At 45.0% G+C, this 16,154-nt stretch carries 9 protein-coding genes; 3 read left to right on the forward strand and 6 right to left on the reverse strand.

Annotated elements, in window-relative coordinates; all coding sequences use genetic code 11:
- The gene (locus AB4298_RS18055; protein WP_371987788.1) at nucleotides 1-3,096 is read left to right on the forward strand and encodes an efflux RND transporter permease subunit; all 3,096 of its coding nucleotides are present in this window, start codon (nucleotides 1-3) and stop codon (nucleotides 3,094-3,096) included.
- A 2-nt stretch (nucleotides 3,097-3,098) separates the two neighbouring features.
- Here AB4298_RS18055 and AB4298_RS18060 read toward each other — a convergent pair whose 3' ends face one another.
- Nucleotides 3,099-3,350: an HP1242/YdcH family protein gene (locus AB4298_RS18060; RefSeq protein WP_248997931.1), complete on the reverse strand. Its 252-nt coding sequence runs from the start codon at nucleotides 3,348-3,350 to the stop codon at nucleotides 3,099-3,101.
- A gap of 190 nt (nucleotides 3,351-3,540) precedes the next feature.
- Here AB4298_RS18060 and AB4298_RS18065 point away from each other — a divergent pair, with 190 nt between their 5' ends.
- Entirely contained in the window at nucleotides 3,541-5,544 is a 2,004-nt protein-coding gene (locus tag AB4298_RS18065; protein ID WP_371987789.1) for a methyl-accepting chemotaxis protein, read from the forward strand.
- A gap of 162 nt (nucleotides 5,545-5,706) precedes the next feature.
- A complete protein-coding gene (locus tag AB4298_RS18070; RefSeq protein WP_371987791.1) occupies nucleotides 5,707-6,279 on the forward strand; it encodes a hypothetical protein in 573 nt (190 codons plus the stop codon).
- A 123-nt stretch (nucleotides 6,280-6,402) separates the two neighbouring features.
- Here the strand turns inward: AB4298_RS18070 and AB4298_RS18075 are convergent, their stop codons facing one another.
- The 5 genes from AB4298_RS18075 to purL form a co-directional block, all read right to left on the reverse strand.
- Nucleotides 6,403-7,656: a dicarboxylate/amino acid:cation symporter gene (locus AB4298_RS18075; protein WP_371987792.1), complete on the reverse strand. Its 1,254-nt coding sequence runs from the start codon at nucleotides 7,654-7,656 to the stop codon at nucleotides 6,403-6,405.
- A 262-nt stretch (nucleotides 7,657-7,918) separates the two neighbouring features.
- Nucleotides 7,919-8,035, reverse strand: a complete 117-nt coding sequence (gene cydX / locus AB4298_RS18080) for a cytochrome bd-I oxidase subunit CydX (RefSeq protein WP_012154573.1) — start codon at nucleotides 8,033-8,035, stop codon at nucleotides 7,919-7,921.
- A gap of 15 nt (nucleotides 8,036-8,050) precedes the next feature.
- Nucleotides 8,051-9,190 (reverse strand): cytochrome d ubiquinol oxidase subunit II, encoded by a 1,140-nt coding sequence (cydB, locus tag AB4298_RS18085; RefSeq protein WP_248997935.1) that lies wholly within the window; start codon nucleotides 9,188-9,190, stop codon nucleotides 8,051-8,053.
- 15 nt (nucleotides 9,191-9,205) lie between these two features.
- Nucleotides 9,206-10,762 (reverse strand): cytochrome ubiquinol oxidase subunit I, encoded by a 1,557-nt coding sequence (locus AB4298_RS18090; protein ID WP_248997936.1) that lies wholly within the window; start codon nucleotides 10,760-10,762, stop codon nucleotides 9,206-9,208.
- 1,222 nt (nucleotides 10,763-11,984) lie between these two features.
- A complete protein-coding gene (gene purL, locus AB4298_RS18095) occupies nucleotides 11,985-15,866 on the reverse strand; it encodes a phosphoribosylformylglycinamidine synthase (RefSeq protein WP_371987868.1) in 3,882 nt (1,293 codons plus the stop codon).
- Nucleotides 15,867-16,154 lie beyond the last annotated feature (288 nt).

A 16,154-nucleotide genomic window follows, 5' to 3' on the forward strand; every position in this document is an offset into this window, starting at 1 on the left:
ATGGTTAAGTCATTAGTAGAGAACGGCCGTCTTATCAGCCTTGTGATTGCCTTGTTAATCGTCGCCGGATTTGGCGCCATATCCAGCCTACCGCGTATGGAAGATCCTGAGATCACCAACCGTTTTGCATCAGTGATCACTCACTATCCTGGCGCGTCAGCTGAGCGGGTAGAGGCGCTGGTCACCGAAGAGCTTGAGAGCGAGCTAAGACGTCTTGAAGAACTCAAGTTAGTGCAATCGACCTCCCGCCCTGGGATCTCGGTTATTCAGCTTGAGCTCAAAGATGACGTATTAGAAACCGCCCCGGTGTGGTCAAGGGCACGCGACTTAATCGCCGACGCCAAAGGTAAACTGCCCACATCGGCACAAAACTCGACCTTGGACGATCAGCTCGGCTATGCCAATACTGCCATATTAGGCATTGCTTGGCGTGGCGGCAGTGAAGTGCGCACTGATATGCTCAATCGTTACGGCAAAGAGTTACAAAGCCGATTGCGCCTACTGAGCGGCACTAACTTTGTTAATCTTTATGGCCAGCCAACCGAAGAGATTTTAGTTAAACTAGACGGTAATAAGGTTAATCAGCTTGAGTTATCCCCTGCTGCTATTGCGAAAATTCTACAAAATGCCGACTCCAAAGTCTCGGCCGGTGAAGTCAACAACGACTATTTTAAAGCCTTAATCGAAGTCTCTGGCGAGCTTGATTCTATTGCGCGCATTGGCCAAGTCCCCTTAAAAGTCACTCAAAATGGTCAAATAATTCGTCTCGCCGATATTGCTAGCATCAGTCGCCAATCTAAAGAGCCCGCCAACAGCATTGCCTTAATCGATCAGCAACAAGGCGTAATGGTTGCGGCGCGAATGCTCAGCAATACCCGCGTCGATTTATGGCTAGCCCAAGTGCGCCAAACTGTTGATGAACTGCAAAGCAGCATTCCGGCTAATATTGAAATTGAGTGGTTATTCGACCAAGAGGGTTATACCACTGAACGACTTGGCGATCTGATCGCGAGCTTATTACTCGGCTTCGTGATTATTCTTGCGGTGCTAATGCTGACTTTAGGCCTTAGAAATGCCGTCATCGTGTCATTATCCTTGCCGCTTACCGCACTATTTACCTTAGCCTGCATGAAATATATCGGCCTGCCTATTCATCAAATGTCAGTCACGGGTCTGGTTGTCGCATTAGGTATTATGGTGGATAACGCCATTGTGATTGTTGACGCCATCTCTCAGCGCCGCCAAAGCGGCATGGATAGGATCAATGCGGTAAAACAAACCCTGCAACACCTTTGGTTACCCCTTGCTGGCTCGACCATCACCACCATGCTCGCGTTCGCACCAATTGTATTAATGCCTGGCGCTGCTGGCGAGTTTGTTGGTGGCATTGCCATTTCGGTTATATTTGCCTTACTCGGCTCTTTTATTATCTCGCATACCATTATTGCCGGCCTTGCGGGTAGATTCGGCGTTGACGGCAAAGGCACACATTGGTATCAGCACGGCATTAATTTGCCGTTTATGAGCAACGCCTTTAGACGCACGTTAGCCTTAGCGTTATCACGGCCGTTGCTTGCCGCGTTGGTGATCGGTGTTTTACCGGTAATGGGCTTTATTGCCGCCGGAAAAATGACTGAGCAGTTCTTCCCGCCATCAGATAGAGACATGTTTCAGATTGAAGTCTATTTGGCGCCGCACGCCAGCATTGACCACACTCGCTTACAAGTTGAAGAAATCGATGTTCAGTTGCGCCAAACCCAAGGTATTAGTCGCATCGATTGGGTTATTGGCGGCAATACGCCCTCTTTCTATTACAACTTACTGCAACGCCAACAAGGTGCCAGTCATTATGCGCAGGCCATGGTAAAGGCGACCGACTTTACGACCGCTAATAAGCTCATTCCGGCCTTGCAAAAGTCGCTCGATAAACGTTACCCACAGGCGCAAATTATTGTGCGTAAACTCGAACAAGGCCCGCCTTTTAATGCGCCGGTAGAAGTGAGGATATTTGGTCCCAATTTAGACCAATTAAAGCAGCTCGGTGAACAGGTTCGTAAAGTGTTGTCTGACACCACAGATGTTATCCATACCCGCGCCACCTTAAGTGCTGGCGCGCCAAAGGTTTGGCTGCAAATCGATGAAGACGCCAGCCTGATGAGCGGCCTGTCTTTAACCGACATTGCAAAGCAAGTTGAGATGGCGACTACTGGCATTAATGGCGGCAGTATTTTAGAGCAAACCGAGTCTTTACCTGTGCGCGTGCGGTTAAGCGATAGCACCCGTGAAGACCAAACAAGACTGTCTGAAATTACTTTAGTGTCAAACAGTGGTAAAGGCATTCCGTTATCGGCTATTTCAACGAGTGAAATAGAGGTTAGCCGCGGTGCAATTCCAAGACGAGACGGTCAGCGGGTCAATACTATCGAAGCCTACTTAACCTCTGGCGTGCTGCCACAAACCGTGGTGGACAATGCCAGTGAAGCTCTCAGCCAAATAGCACTACCAAGCGGTTACCGCATTGAGCTGGGTGGTGAGAGTGCAAAACGTAATGAAGCAGTCGGTAACTTGATGTCTAATTTGGTATTAGTGGTCACTTTGCTGCTTACCACTGTGGTACTGTCTTTTAATTCATTTAGACTCACCGCCATTATCTTGTTCAGCGCGATGCAGTCGGCAGGGTTGGGATTATTGGCTGTGTATACCTTTGGTTATCCATTTGGCTTTACGGTAATCATCGGTTTATTAGGATTAATGGGGCTGGCAATCAACGCCGCTATTGTGATTTTGGCAGAGCTGGAAGAGGCGCCCGAGACACGCGCGGGGGACAAACAAACCATTGTTGATTTAGTCACTAGCTGTGGCCGTCATATCGGTTCGACCACGATTACTACCATCGGCGGTTTTCTGCCGTTGATCATTGCTGGCGGTGGTTTTTGGCCGCCATTCGCGATTGCCATTGCTGGCGGCACATTACTGACGACATTATTATCTTTAGTCTGGGTACCGACTATGTATCACTTAATTATGCGACCTAAAAAAACCAGAACAAGCGATACCAAATCCAATGCCGCCAGTAAGCATTTGGTAACTGAATAAAGCTAAGCCTGATTAGCGTGAGCAACCAATAGCCGATAAAGCTGATCTTTAAGTGTTACCCGCTCAGCTTTCAATTCAATAAAGTGCTCGTCAGTGATGGGCACTTCATTATTCTCAAACCCACGTATTTGATGATCGAGTTGATGATAACGTTTTGCCAATTGGCAGAAATTGCGATTAGTGGATTTAAGCTCAATAATCGCCGATAGATATTCTGGAAACTCGTGGGTTAACAAATGATTTTCGCCCAACATATTTCTTCTCCTTTATTACTTTCAGCCATTATCGCTACTCAAATACCCCATAGCTACCACTTCTGGATAAATATCCACAAGGGCTCTGTAAAGATTTATGTTATCAAGCCTTAACTTATAGACCTACATCAATTCTTTTGTGCAGTAAATCAATTACATTGAATAAACTCTAAGCAGACAAAGAATTAGTATGAATTATAAAAACTGGCCGATTGCTAAACAAATCGGCATGCTTGCCCTACTTCTTACCGTACTCATTTTTGGCTTTCTCGGCTGCGTATCCTACTTAACAGCATCTGATGTGTTAAGGGATAAAGGGATCAGCGCTATGCAAGCTCAGACCCAAGGCACTGCAGACTTAATTGAACTGCAATATGAAAGCCTACTTTCACTTGCTAAGCGAAATGCTGACGTATTTCGCGCAATGTATCCAGGTAACTTCTTCAAGCCAGAAAAAACCGTCAGAGTCATGGGAGTGGTGACACCAGCCCTTAGACATGAAAAAGAACAAATCAACGCTTCAAAAAGTAAAGTGGACCGATACTCAAAGCTCACGGGCGGCAATGCCACGGTGTTTGTGAGAGACGGCCAAGACTTTATCCGGATTTCAACCTCACTTAAGAATGCTGAAGGCAAACGAGCATTAGGCACATATCTAGATAAAGATCATCCAGCTTATAGCGCAATGCTAAAAGGTAATGATTACGAAGGCTATGCTCAGCTCTTTGGCAAAGACTATATGACTATATACCGCCCAATCAAAGACAGCAGTGGCGTAGTAATTGGTATTTTATATATAGGTTTCGATATCAGTGGCTCGCTAAGCCAATTAAGAGAATCTATTAATAAACTGCAGCTTGAAGAGACAGGCTCATACCTACTAGTCAGAAAGCTGGATATGTCTGTTGTCGCTCATCCAGAGCACTCAGTTGGCACTGAAGTTAATTCAAACACACTTGATGGTATCACGATTGAGCAAGCGCTAACTCATCAAGGCTCATGGGAATATAACAACCTAAAGGGTAAAAAATCTTATGCCTATTCAATTACTATCCCGGGTTGGAACTGGGTGCTAATCGGTCAAGTCGGCGCTGCTGAGCTGAATGAAGAAAGTGTTACATTACTCAAAATCAATGCCGCAGTTTCTATAATCGGCATGATAGTGATTACCTTGTTATTATCTCAAGTATTAGTCAGAGCCCTAAAACCTCTTGGCGCATTACAAAATCAACTGGAAAAACTGGGGGCTGGCGATCTATCTCAAACATTTACTGCAGATAAGGCAAACAGCAACAACGAAGTTGACCTAATCACCGCAAGCACTTCAAAAATGGCGACTAACTTAAGGGAACTTATTTTAGCGTTGCAGCAGTCTGTTACCGCGTTGCAGACCCACTCTAATCAAACCCAAGAGACCGCAAGACTTAACGGTGAAGAAGCACAATCATTAATGGCACAAACCGACCAAATTGCCACCGCGATTGAAGAGATGTCAGCCTCAGTACGTGATGTAGCTAACCATGCCAGTGAAGGGGCTAGCATGAGCCAACGTGTTGATGATGCCGCTAAAGGAGGCCAAACCCATTTAAATGATTTGGTTATTGGCTTACAAAATCTGAGCACACAGCTGTCTCAAAGCCACCACAGTGTCGAGGTCGTCAATAAAGAAAGCCAAGCAATCAGTCAAGTTACTGAAGTCATTAATAGTATTGCCGAGCAAACCAATCTGTTGGCTCTTAATGCCGCGATTGAAGCTGCTAGAGCCGGTGAACAAGGCCGTGGCTTTGCCGTTGTCGCCGATGAAGTACGAACACTCGCTCAACGCACCCAAACATCAATTGCAGAGATCTCACACACCATTACCCAATTGCAGTCGCAAGTTAAACTAACTACAGGGCAAATGAATCAAAGCAATGAGCTTGGCGACGTATCAGCAGCACAAGGAAAAGATGCCATTGCCCAGCTTATCGAAATCAACAATAGTATTGCGGAGCTTGCAACAACAGCAAGTAGCATCGCCAGTGCGACTGAGCAGCAAAGTGCGGTAGCGGAAGAAATTACTCGTAATCTGCACCAAATTACAGAACTGGCTAGAGATGGTGAGCAGCGCGCAGGAGAAAGCGTTGATTCTGCTGAAAGTCTTGCAGCATTGGCTGATGACATTAACGCTAAGATCAGTGTTTTCAAGGCATAAGCGTTAACATAAATAAAGTGATTGCTAGATAAATAATCTAAAGCAACAGGACACTGTTGCTTTTTTATTGTTGATTTTTGGTAAATTTCTCATTACCGTCCTCACCAATTCTTAGGCGTCACACTTTTATTGGTCACCATTAAAGTGCATAGAGAGAAAAGTATGTTCAGAAAACTATTGATAGTCTCGTTTATCGTCATTATGGCGGGCTGTGCGAGCCACAAAAATAACACGGTTGAAGGTAAGAAATTACTTATTATTGCTGGGGAAGGTCTTAATACTACCTATGAAAATAACCCAGCCGCAAACGGCTTTCTATTTGAAGTAGGTAAAACTTTTGCCACCGATCTTGGCCTGCAACTTGAAGAGCTAGGTTTTGATTCTTACCTATTTATTAGCAAGGATTCAGCAACCTATAAGCAAGAGTATCAGCGCGCGGTAAACCGTTTGATGACAGATGAAACCATTGATGGTGTTGCAGAAATTAAAGTACTGCATACTAAAAATGACAAGATCAATGAAATTGCACTTTATGCGACTTACTTTACCACTGACTTAATGGTTAAAGGCTGCGATCTACGTACCTCTAAAAACTGCTATAGCGTCAAAGAATTAGACAAAGCAGGAGATAACATCTATCAAATCGTCGACCAAGCAACTGAGCAGTTTAATACCACTCCAGTGTCAGAGATGGTGATGGACACAGCGCTGTTTATTTACCGCGCCGAGCTGTAATAGCCAGAAAGTCTAATAAAACTAACCGTTACCAATTTGGTTGCGGTTAGTTCAATATTGATTACCGCTTTTCAGTGCACTAACCTCTCTGTGCATTTCTCAGTACATTAGCCTCTCTATGTACTAGCTACGCTGCCACTTATCGACCACCAAGGCAGCAATAATATCGCCCTCAACATTCACCGCTGTGCGGAAAGTATCCAGTGGCCTTTCAATAATCAACAAGATTGCAATCGCCTCTAGCGGGATCCCAGCTGCAAGCAGCACTAATTGCATCCCCGACATTGAACCTGATGGCATACCGGGTGCGCCAATAGACGAAACCATCGCCATGATAAAAATCATGATTAGCCCTGTCGTCGTTAAGTCCACACCGAATAGCTGCGCCAAGAAAATCGCTGCTACACCTTCAAACAGTGCCGTACCATCCATATTCATCACAGAGCCTAACGGCAATACCACACTGCTAGTCGCTGGAGTAACCCCTAGCTCTTCGGCACTTTTCATCGATAGCGGCAACGTTGCAGCACTTGAAGACGTCGCAAAAGCCATAGCAAGTGGCGCGCTAATGCCCTTAAACAAGGTACGTATTTTTATACCTGTTAGCATTTTTGCCAAGCTAGGTAACACAACCAACCCATGTAACATAGTCAAGCCGAACACTAATAGTGCAAACATCGCTAGCTGGCTAAACAGGGTTTCACTGCCGCCAATCGAAAACTCAAGAATAATCGCGAAAATAGCCAGCGGAGAAAGTCGAATAATACCGCCAACTAAGGTATTAATGCCTTTATTCATACCGCGAATAACTTCAAATAACACATGCTCTTGTGGCAAGGCGATAAGCAGCGAAATACCTATCATGAATGCAAATACGACCACGGCTAACAAGTTGCCATTAGCTATCGCTGCAACGGGGTTTACTAATGCCATTTGTAGCATTTTGCCCGCAATAGCGCTGCCACTCGCAGCTTCCGCTTCAATCAAGTTTGTGCCAGCCGCTAACGGCACCGCTTGAGCAAGAGGCTGCCAAGGAGGCAATAACAAAGATGCGCCTAAGCCTAGGCTAACCGCTATCGTTGTGGTGAATATATAAAAGCCTACGGTGCGGCGGCCGAGGGTTTTCAGCTTAGCAATAGCACCTATGTTGCTGATGCCCTCAATCAAAGAGAGCATTACCATGATCCCAACAACCATTTTAAGCAAACCGATATAAACCGTTTTGCCTAGCATTAACAACTGGTACCAGCTCTGCTGACTGATAGTGGACACTTCACTTGGGGCAGTGAATTCAGTGATCCCAGTTGCTAATAACCAAGCCGCTGCCGCGGCAATGATTAGTTGTAGTGGCAGAGAACTGCGAATTTTATTCCACATAGAAATTTCCAAAGTAATCAGCAAGTACTAAACAATCCTGCGTTCGCCCAATGAATTAAGCAGCTAAGAACCGTACGCGCGATGGGTGGGTCTAAATACATAAAGTGGCGGATTATAACGTCAAATTAAAAAATGATAATTAGTCATTTATGCAATTAACTATTACCTGATGGTAATAGTTAATTTAACCAGTAGTTTAACAATAGAAACAAAAAGCCCCGCTATTGCGGGGCTTTTCTTAACCATTTAACTGTAGAGAAGATTAATCTTCAGTTTCAGCATCACGGTCCATGTTCTCAGTAGTCTCAAGCCATAAGGCGTTGATGATACCAAAAGAACAGGCTAACAATACGCCTAAAATCCAAGCGAAATACCACATAATCTAGGCTCCTTATTAGTAAAGTGAGGTCTTGTTCTTTTGGATGAAGTCGCGAGATAAGCGACCAAACATCTTCAAGTAAGTCCAAACCGTGTAGCTAAGTACAATCGGTACAAAGATGATTGCAGCCCATGTCATTACAGTCAATGACATCTCACTTGCAGTCGAATCCCACATAGTCAAACTTACGTTTGGCTCTAGTGAAGATGGCATAACGAATGGGAACATTGCTGCGCCACACGTTAGAATTACCGCAGCAATACCTAGTGAACTAAAGAAGAACGCAAAACCACTACGGTTCATACGGCTACATAGCAATACTAAGATAGGCATAAGTAGGCCAATCACTGGGAACGCCATAGTCAGAGGGTACTTATCGTAGTTCACTAACCAAGCGCCAGCTTCAACGCTAACAGTTTTCAGAGTTGGGTCTGAAACGCCGTATGTGTCGATAGCTGAAGTAATCACGTAACCGTCAATACCGTTCACTAACCATACACCCGCAGCGCCGAAGAATACGAACAGTGCTACAGATAGCAACTGTGACATCTTAGCTGCACGAACACGTAGTTCGCCTTCAGTCTTCATTTGTAACCAAGTAGAGCCTTGAAGCATAAACATGCTCACGCTCACTAGGCCAGCTAGAATACCAAAGCCGTTAAGTAGACCGAAGAAACCGCCGTGGTATGTTGCACGCAGGTATTCGTCAAAGTTAAACGGAACACCTTGTAGCAAGTTACCGAACGCAACACCGATAATGAGCGGTGGAACAAAACCACCCGCAAACAGTGCCCAATCCCAAGACTTACGCCATCTTGGATCTTCAATCTTTGAACGGTAGTCAAATCCTACTGGACGCATGAACAATGCAAACAACGTCAGCATCATTGCCACGTAAAAACCTGAGAAAGACACACCGTAGACCATAGGCCAAGCAGCGAACAATGCACCACCAGCGGTAATTAACCAAACTTGGTTACCATCCCAGTGCGGCGCAATAGAGTTAATCATAATACGGCGGTCAGTGTCGTCTTTACCGATAATCGGTAATAAGGCACCTACACCCATATCGAAACCGTCAGTGACAGCGAATCCGATGAAAAGCACACCAATCAGTGCCCACCAGATGAATCTTAACATTTCATAATCAAACATAATCAGATCTCCAGTTTAGGCATCAAGCTTTTCAAAGTGATAGCGACCCGTCTTCAAACAGCTTGGGCCAATACGTGCGAACTTAATCATTAAGAACAGTTCAATCACTAGCAAGATGGTATAGAACAGCGTAATAGAGATGATACTGAACATTAGGTCGCCTACTGACAAGCTAGAGGCTGACATGAATGTCGGTAACACTTCAGAAATCGTCCAAGGTTGACGGCCGTATTCAGCCACAAACCAACCACACTCAATAGCAATCCACGGTAGCGGTAAGCTGTAAAGTGCCGCTTTAAGAACCCACTTCTTCTCTTCGATTTGATGACGCGTGCTCTGCCAAAATGCTGCAGCAAATACGAGTAACATCACCATACCGGCGCCAACCATGACACGGAAAGACCAGAACATAGGTGCTACGTTTGGAATAGAATCATCAGCAGCTGCTTTGATCTGCTCATCTGTTGCATCAACCACTTTGTCAGTGTAACGCTTCAGTAGTAGACCGTAACCTAGGTCAACTTTAGCTTCTTCAAATGCCGCACGGATTTCAGGAGTTTCATTACCTGCACGTAATTGCTCAAGTAGACCGTATGCCACCATACCGTTACGAATACGCACTTCGTGCTCAGCAATTAGATCTTTAATACCGGTAACTTGCTCATCAAGCGAACGCGTTGCAATAATACCCATTGCATAAGGAATTTTAACTGCGAAGTCTGTTTCGTGAGTTTCTTGATTTGGGAAACCTACTGCAGTAAATGCGGCTGGAGCTGGCTCAGTGTGCCATTCAGCTTCAATTGCTGCTAACTTAACGCGTTGCACTTCACCTACCTTGTAGCCTGATTCGTCACCAAGAACGATTACAGATAGGATAGATGCCATACCGAAACTTGCTGCAATCGCAAATGAGCGACGTGCAAACGGTAGATCACGCTTCTTAAGGATATAGTAAGCACTGATTGCAAGAACGAACATCGCACCCGCTACATAGCCTGACGCTACAGTGTGAACGAACTTCACCTGTGCAACTGGGTTAAATAACACTTCACCCCAGCTGGTCATTTCCATACGCATGGTTTCGTAGTTGAATGTGCTACCCACTGGGTTTTGCATCCAGCCGTTAGCAACCAGAATCCACAATGCAGACATGTTAGAACCTAGCGCAACTAACCAAGTTACCGCTAAATGCTGACGTTTGCTGAAACGATCCCAACCAAAGAAGAACATACCCACAAGAGTAGATTCTAGGAAGAATGCCATTAAGCCTTCAATAGCAAGTGGTGCACCAAAAATGTCACCGACGTAATGCGAATAGTATGACCAGTTAGTTCCGAATTGGAACTCCATCGCCAAACCAGTTGCAACGCCAAGTGCAAAGTTGATACCGAATAACTTACCCCAGAACTTGGTCATATCTTTATAGATTTGCTTATTAGTCATCACATAAAGTGATTCCATAATGGCTAGCAAGAATGCTAACCCCAAGGTCAAGGGAACAAATAGGAAGTGATACATGGCTGTCATCGCAAACTGGAAACGCGACAGCTCAACAACCTCTTCTAAAATCATTTGTGACTCCTTAGGTGGTGCGTCAAATCACTTTCGTTAGATCCCCATCAACGAGAGTGATTGCCTATATAGGAATATTAATGCAGTAAAACGGTCAGGTTTTGTAACAAAACTCCAACTTCAACCGCGATTCGTTGTTTAATTCATAAATTTTGTATTTTAAAGCCAAAAACACTAGCAAACCCACGCTTGCGATCACATTTTCAATGGCTGTTGTGATTCCCTTCTCGAATACGCAAATAAAGAATAAACAAATTAGTTAATATCAGTCACTTGCAAGACGAAATAAGGTTATCCGCAGGGTTTTTATAACATTCAAAATTGATTCAAATCAATCAAAGCATTCGGTTTCAATGGGTTTTGGGGTGAAGCACACAGTTCCACCCTAGAGGCAGTTGACAACACAAAAAACTCATGATAGGGATGAATAATAAATAGGCAAAACAAATATTTTCAGCAGATACACATTTAATTTACTACCAAAGCAACAAAACACTAGATGTTAACAACTTTAGCAACAACTCAGGTATTGCAAATCCAACTGCAAAAATAAGACTCTTTACAAATAAACCATAAGAAACAGTTAGTTATAAAATCCAAGATTGAAAATCAATAAAAACCGAAGATTCAATCATTAGCTTTACTAATGATTGAATGCAATTTTTCTCGTTTGATCAAAAATTAGACCTCGCCTAAAATGAGCACCAAGTTAAGGAGACGGTCTAGCCAACCCGGTGAAGTAGCCCGGTAAAGACTAACTCCGCTTAAATCATCTTTCTATGTGGAGAAACTGTTATGACAAAATTATTTGAGCGTCTAGTTGTTAGCTATCAGCGTGTTTTCGTTGAACTTTATACTTCTAGAGAGCTATAAGTACGACTTTATAATGCAAGATAATTCTTGAAGTTTTGTTAGCGCAAAGCGGCCCTCCTTAGCAATAAGGAGGGCTTTTTTATGTCTGGCGAATTATTCTCGCTTAAAACTGTCCCCCATACTCTAAAGCCAAAGAGTATGCATAACCTCAGCTTATGGATAAACTTGCTTTAACTACTACAAAACAGATTAATTAGCATTCCATTTAGCAGTAAATGCTCTCTAATCCATTGTTTAGTGGTACTTCTTTGGTCTAACGATTAACTATTAAATATTTCAGGCAAAAAAAAGCCCCTATTAATAGGGGCTTTTCGTTAGTCAGACTAACGCTACATCAGCAAACAGTATATTAGCCGACTGACTTTCTCACATTGCGGAACATTCTCATCCAAGGGCTATCTTCACCCCAAGATTCAGGATGCCATGAGTTAGCAACGGTTCTAAATACGCGCTCAGGGTGCGGCATCATAATCGTCACTCGGCCGTCAGTTGAGCTCAATGCGGTAATCGCATTTGGTGAGCCATTCGGGTTTTGTGGATACTGAGTTGCGATTTGGCCATTGCCATCAACATAACGCAGTGCAACCGTACCAGACGCTTCTGCCGCTGCTAACGCTTCAGGCGATGCAAACTCAGCGCGACCTTCACCGTGAGACACAGCGATTGGCATACGAGAGCCTTCCATACCTTGGAAGAATAACGACGGGCTCTTCTGCACTTCAACCAAACTAAAACGCGCTTCAAAGCGCTCAGAGCGGTTACGCACAAAGTGTGGCCATAACTCAGTGCCAGGAATGATGTCTTTAAGGTTAGATAGCATCTGACAACCATTACACACTCCTAGCGAGAAGCTATCGTTGCGCTCGAAGAATTGGCTAAACTGCTCACGAGCACGCTCGTTAAACAGAATCGACTTAGCCCAACCTTCACCCGCGCCTAGTACGTCACCGTAAGAGAAGCCACCACACGCCACTAGACCTTGGAACTGCTCTAGACTTATACGCCCGCTTAAGATGTCACTCATATGTACGTCAGTCGATTCGAAACCTGCGCGGTCAAATGCCGCCGCCATTTCGATATGCGAGTTAACGCCCTGCTCACGCAAGATAGCCATCTTAGGTGCTGCGCCTTTTAAGATAAATGGCGCGGCAACGTCTTCACTTGGATCGAAACTTAAATGAACGGTTAGACCTAAGTCCTTGGTGTCTTGCTTAAGCTCGAACTCTTCTTTAGCACATTCAGGGTTGTCACGTAGCGCTTGCATGCGGTACGTAGTTTCAGCCCAAATAGTACGTAGTGAAGTACGAGTTTCGGTTAATACTTCACGCGTACCATCAAAGATTGCAATGCTGTCATTTTCTGTAAGCTCAGCCACTTTATGGCAAGGTACGCCTGCTGCTGCAAACTTTTCAGTGATAATCGCAACGTCTTGACGACGAACTTGAATCACTGCACCTAGCTCTTCGTTAAACAAGCGTTCAACGTCTGTACCTGTCAGAGCACTTAAATCAACATTTAGCCCAGTGTGACCCGCAAACGCCATTTCAACTAGTGTGGTGTAAAGACCTCCATCACTTCTGTCGTGGTAAGCAATAATCGACTTATCGGCAATCATTGGCTGAATAGTTTCAAAGAAGCCTTTCAGTGTTGCTGAGTTATCAAGATCTGGAGCGATATCACCTAGCTCACTGTATACCTGCGCTAAGCAAGAACCGCCTAAGCGGTTTTGACCAAGACCCAGATCAAGCAGTAATAAGTCAGTGTCACCTTTATCGGTGCGCAGCTCTGGCGTTACCGTATTACGCACATCTTGCACCACACCAAATGCCGTAATGACTAATGACATTGGCGAGGTAACCGTCTTTTGAACGCCTTTATCTTCCCAAGCTGTCTTCATCGACATTGAGTCTTTACCCACTGGAATTGTCAAAGACAAATCAGGGCACAGCTCTTCGCCAATAGCTTTAACCGCTTCATAAAGACCTGCGTCTTCACCTGGGTGGCCAGCAGGAGACATCCAGTTAGCAGACAACTTAATGTGCTTGAACGAGCCGATATCAGTACCAGCAATATTCAAAATCGATTCAGCTACCGCCATACGCGCCGATGCGCCAAAGTCTAGTAGTGCAAGCGGCGTGCGCTCACCCATAGACATGGCTTCACCTGTGTATGAGTCGTAGCTTGACGCTGTTACCGCGCAATCGGCTACCGGTACCTGCCATGGGCCCACCATTTGGTCACGGTTAACTAAGCCTGTTACCGTTCTGTCGCCGATGGTGATAAGGAAAGTCTTTTCGGCAATCGTTGGCAAACGCAGTAAGCGGTGCGCCGCTTCTTTCACTTCAATACCAGTTTGGTCAAGTGCTGCAGAGTTAGCTTTAGCGCTTACTACATCGCGGCTCATCTTAGGCGCTTTGCCTAATAGCACTTCCAGTGGCAAATCGATTGGATGGTTTTCAAAGTGCTCATCACTTAGAACTAGCTCTTTTTCTGCTGTAGCAACACCCACAACCGCAAACGGAGCACGCTCACGCTGACAAATTTGAGTAAATAGCTCGATGTTCTCTGGTGCAATTGACATCACATAACGTTCTTGTGACTCGTTACACCAAATCTCTAATGGACTCATACCTGGCTCATCAGACGGTACTTTACGTAACTCAAACTTACCGCCACGTTCGCCATCATTTACCAACTCAGGGAATGCATTTGATAATCCACCCGCGCCCACATCGTGAATAAACTGGATTGGGTTGTCATCACCCATCTGCCAGCAGCGGTCGATAACCTCTTGGCAACGACGCTCCATTTCTGGGTTTTCACGCTGTACAGAGGCAAAGTCTAAATCTTCACTTGATTGGCCCGATGTCATTGATGAGGCCGCGCCGCCGCCCAAGCCGATATTCATCGCTGGGCCGCCAAGTACCACTAGCTTAGCGCCAACGGTAATCTCGCCTTTTTGTACGTGCTCTTCACGGATATTACCTAAACCACCCGCAAGCATGATTGGCTTATGATAACCGCGCACTTCAACGCCGTTATGGCTGTTAACTTCTTGCTCGTAAGTACGGAAGTAACCTACAAGTGCCGGACGACCAAACTCGTTATTAAATGCCGCGCCGCCTAATGGGCCTTCGGTCATAATATCCAAAGCCGTCACGATGCGATCAGGCTTACCGTAATCGGCTTCCCATGGCTGAACAAAACCTGGGATCTTAAGGTTTGATACACTAAAACCTGTTAGGCCCGCTTTTGGCTTAGAGCCGCGGCCTGTTGCGCCTTCATCACGAATTTCACCACCGCTGCCTGTCGCTGCACCAGGGTATGGACTAATTGCTGTTGGGTGGTTGTGAGTTTCAACTTTCATCAAGATATGCATTGGCTCAGTGTGGTAGCCGTAAACACCATCTTGTTTCGGGAAGAAACGACCAGCTGTAGAGCCTGTCATTACCGCGGCGTTATCTTTATAAGCAGATAACACATTGTCCGGTGTCTTCTCGAAGGTATTTTTAATCATCTTGAACAATGACTTTGGCTGTACTTCGCCATCGATTGTCCAATCTGCGTTAAATATTTTATGACGACAATGCTCTGAGTTCGCCTGAGCAAACATCATTAGCTCAATATCGTTCGGGTTACGACCTAGTCGAGTAAAATTCTCAACTAGGTAGTCAATTTCATCATCAGCCAAAGCCAAGCCTAGTTTAGTGTTAGCTTGCTCTAGTGCAACACGTCCTGCGCCAAGTACATCAACGCTAGTGAACTTTGCCGGCTCTGTGCGAGCAAATAACACGCTTGCATCATCAAAGCTTGGCAACATCACTTCAACCATGCGGTCATGTAATAGTGCAGTTAATACTTTAGTTTGCTCGCTGCTTAGTTCATCGCTCTCAACATAATAGGCAATACCACGCTCTAGGCGCTTTACCTTATTCAGACCACAATTGTGGGCAATATCTGTTGCTTTTGATGACCAAGGAGAAATGGTGCCGGGACGGGGTGTAACGAAGTGGAGATGACCTTCTGGCGTGTGCGCTTCAATAGCGGGGCCGTAGGTTAGGATTTTTTCAAGCTGTTGACTTTCTTCTTCATTTAACGACTCTTTCAAATCAGCTAAATGGACAAACTCAGCATAGATGTGGCGCACTGGTAGTGCTGCCGATTCACAAGCTTGCATCAGCTTCTGAACTCTAAACGCCGAAAGTGCAGGGGCTCCGCGGATGATCTCCATCACGTCTTTTCACCTTATATATTATAATTGCAGGGTCAGATCTGGGCGCTATTATAGGGAAATGTTTGTCACAAATCATCAGCAGTCGCTATTGAAAACAGTGTTTCCTGTATAGGAAAAAGCGCACTGAATTTATTTACCCTTGTTCAGCTCAATTCTCTGCAAATCTACAATTTAAGTACATACTAAAACTAAGGTTCATCAAGCAAAATGCGATTTTTTTACGGCGACTAAGTTTGTGGTATAATCGACGGCTATTTGCTTGAAAGTAAAGCGCTAACAAAAAGT

Source organism: Shewanella sp. 10N.261.52.F9, assembly GCF_041471165.1.
Lineage (GTDB): Bacteria > Pseudomonadota > Gammaproteobacteria > Enterobacterales > Shewanellaceae > Shewanella > Shewanella marinintestina.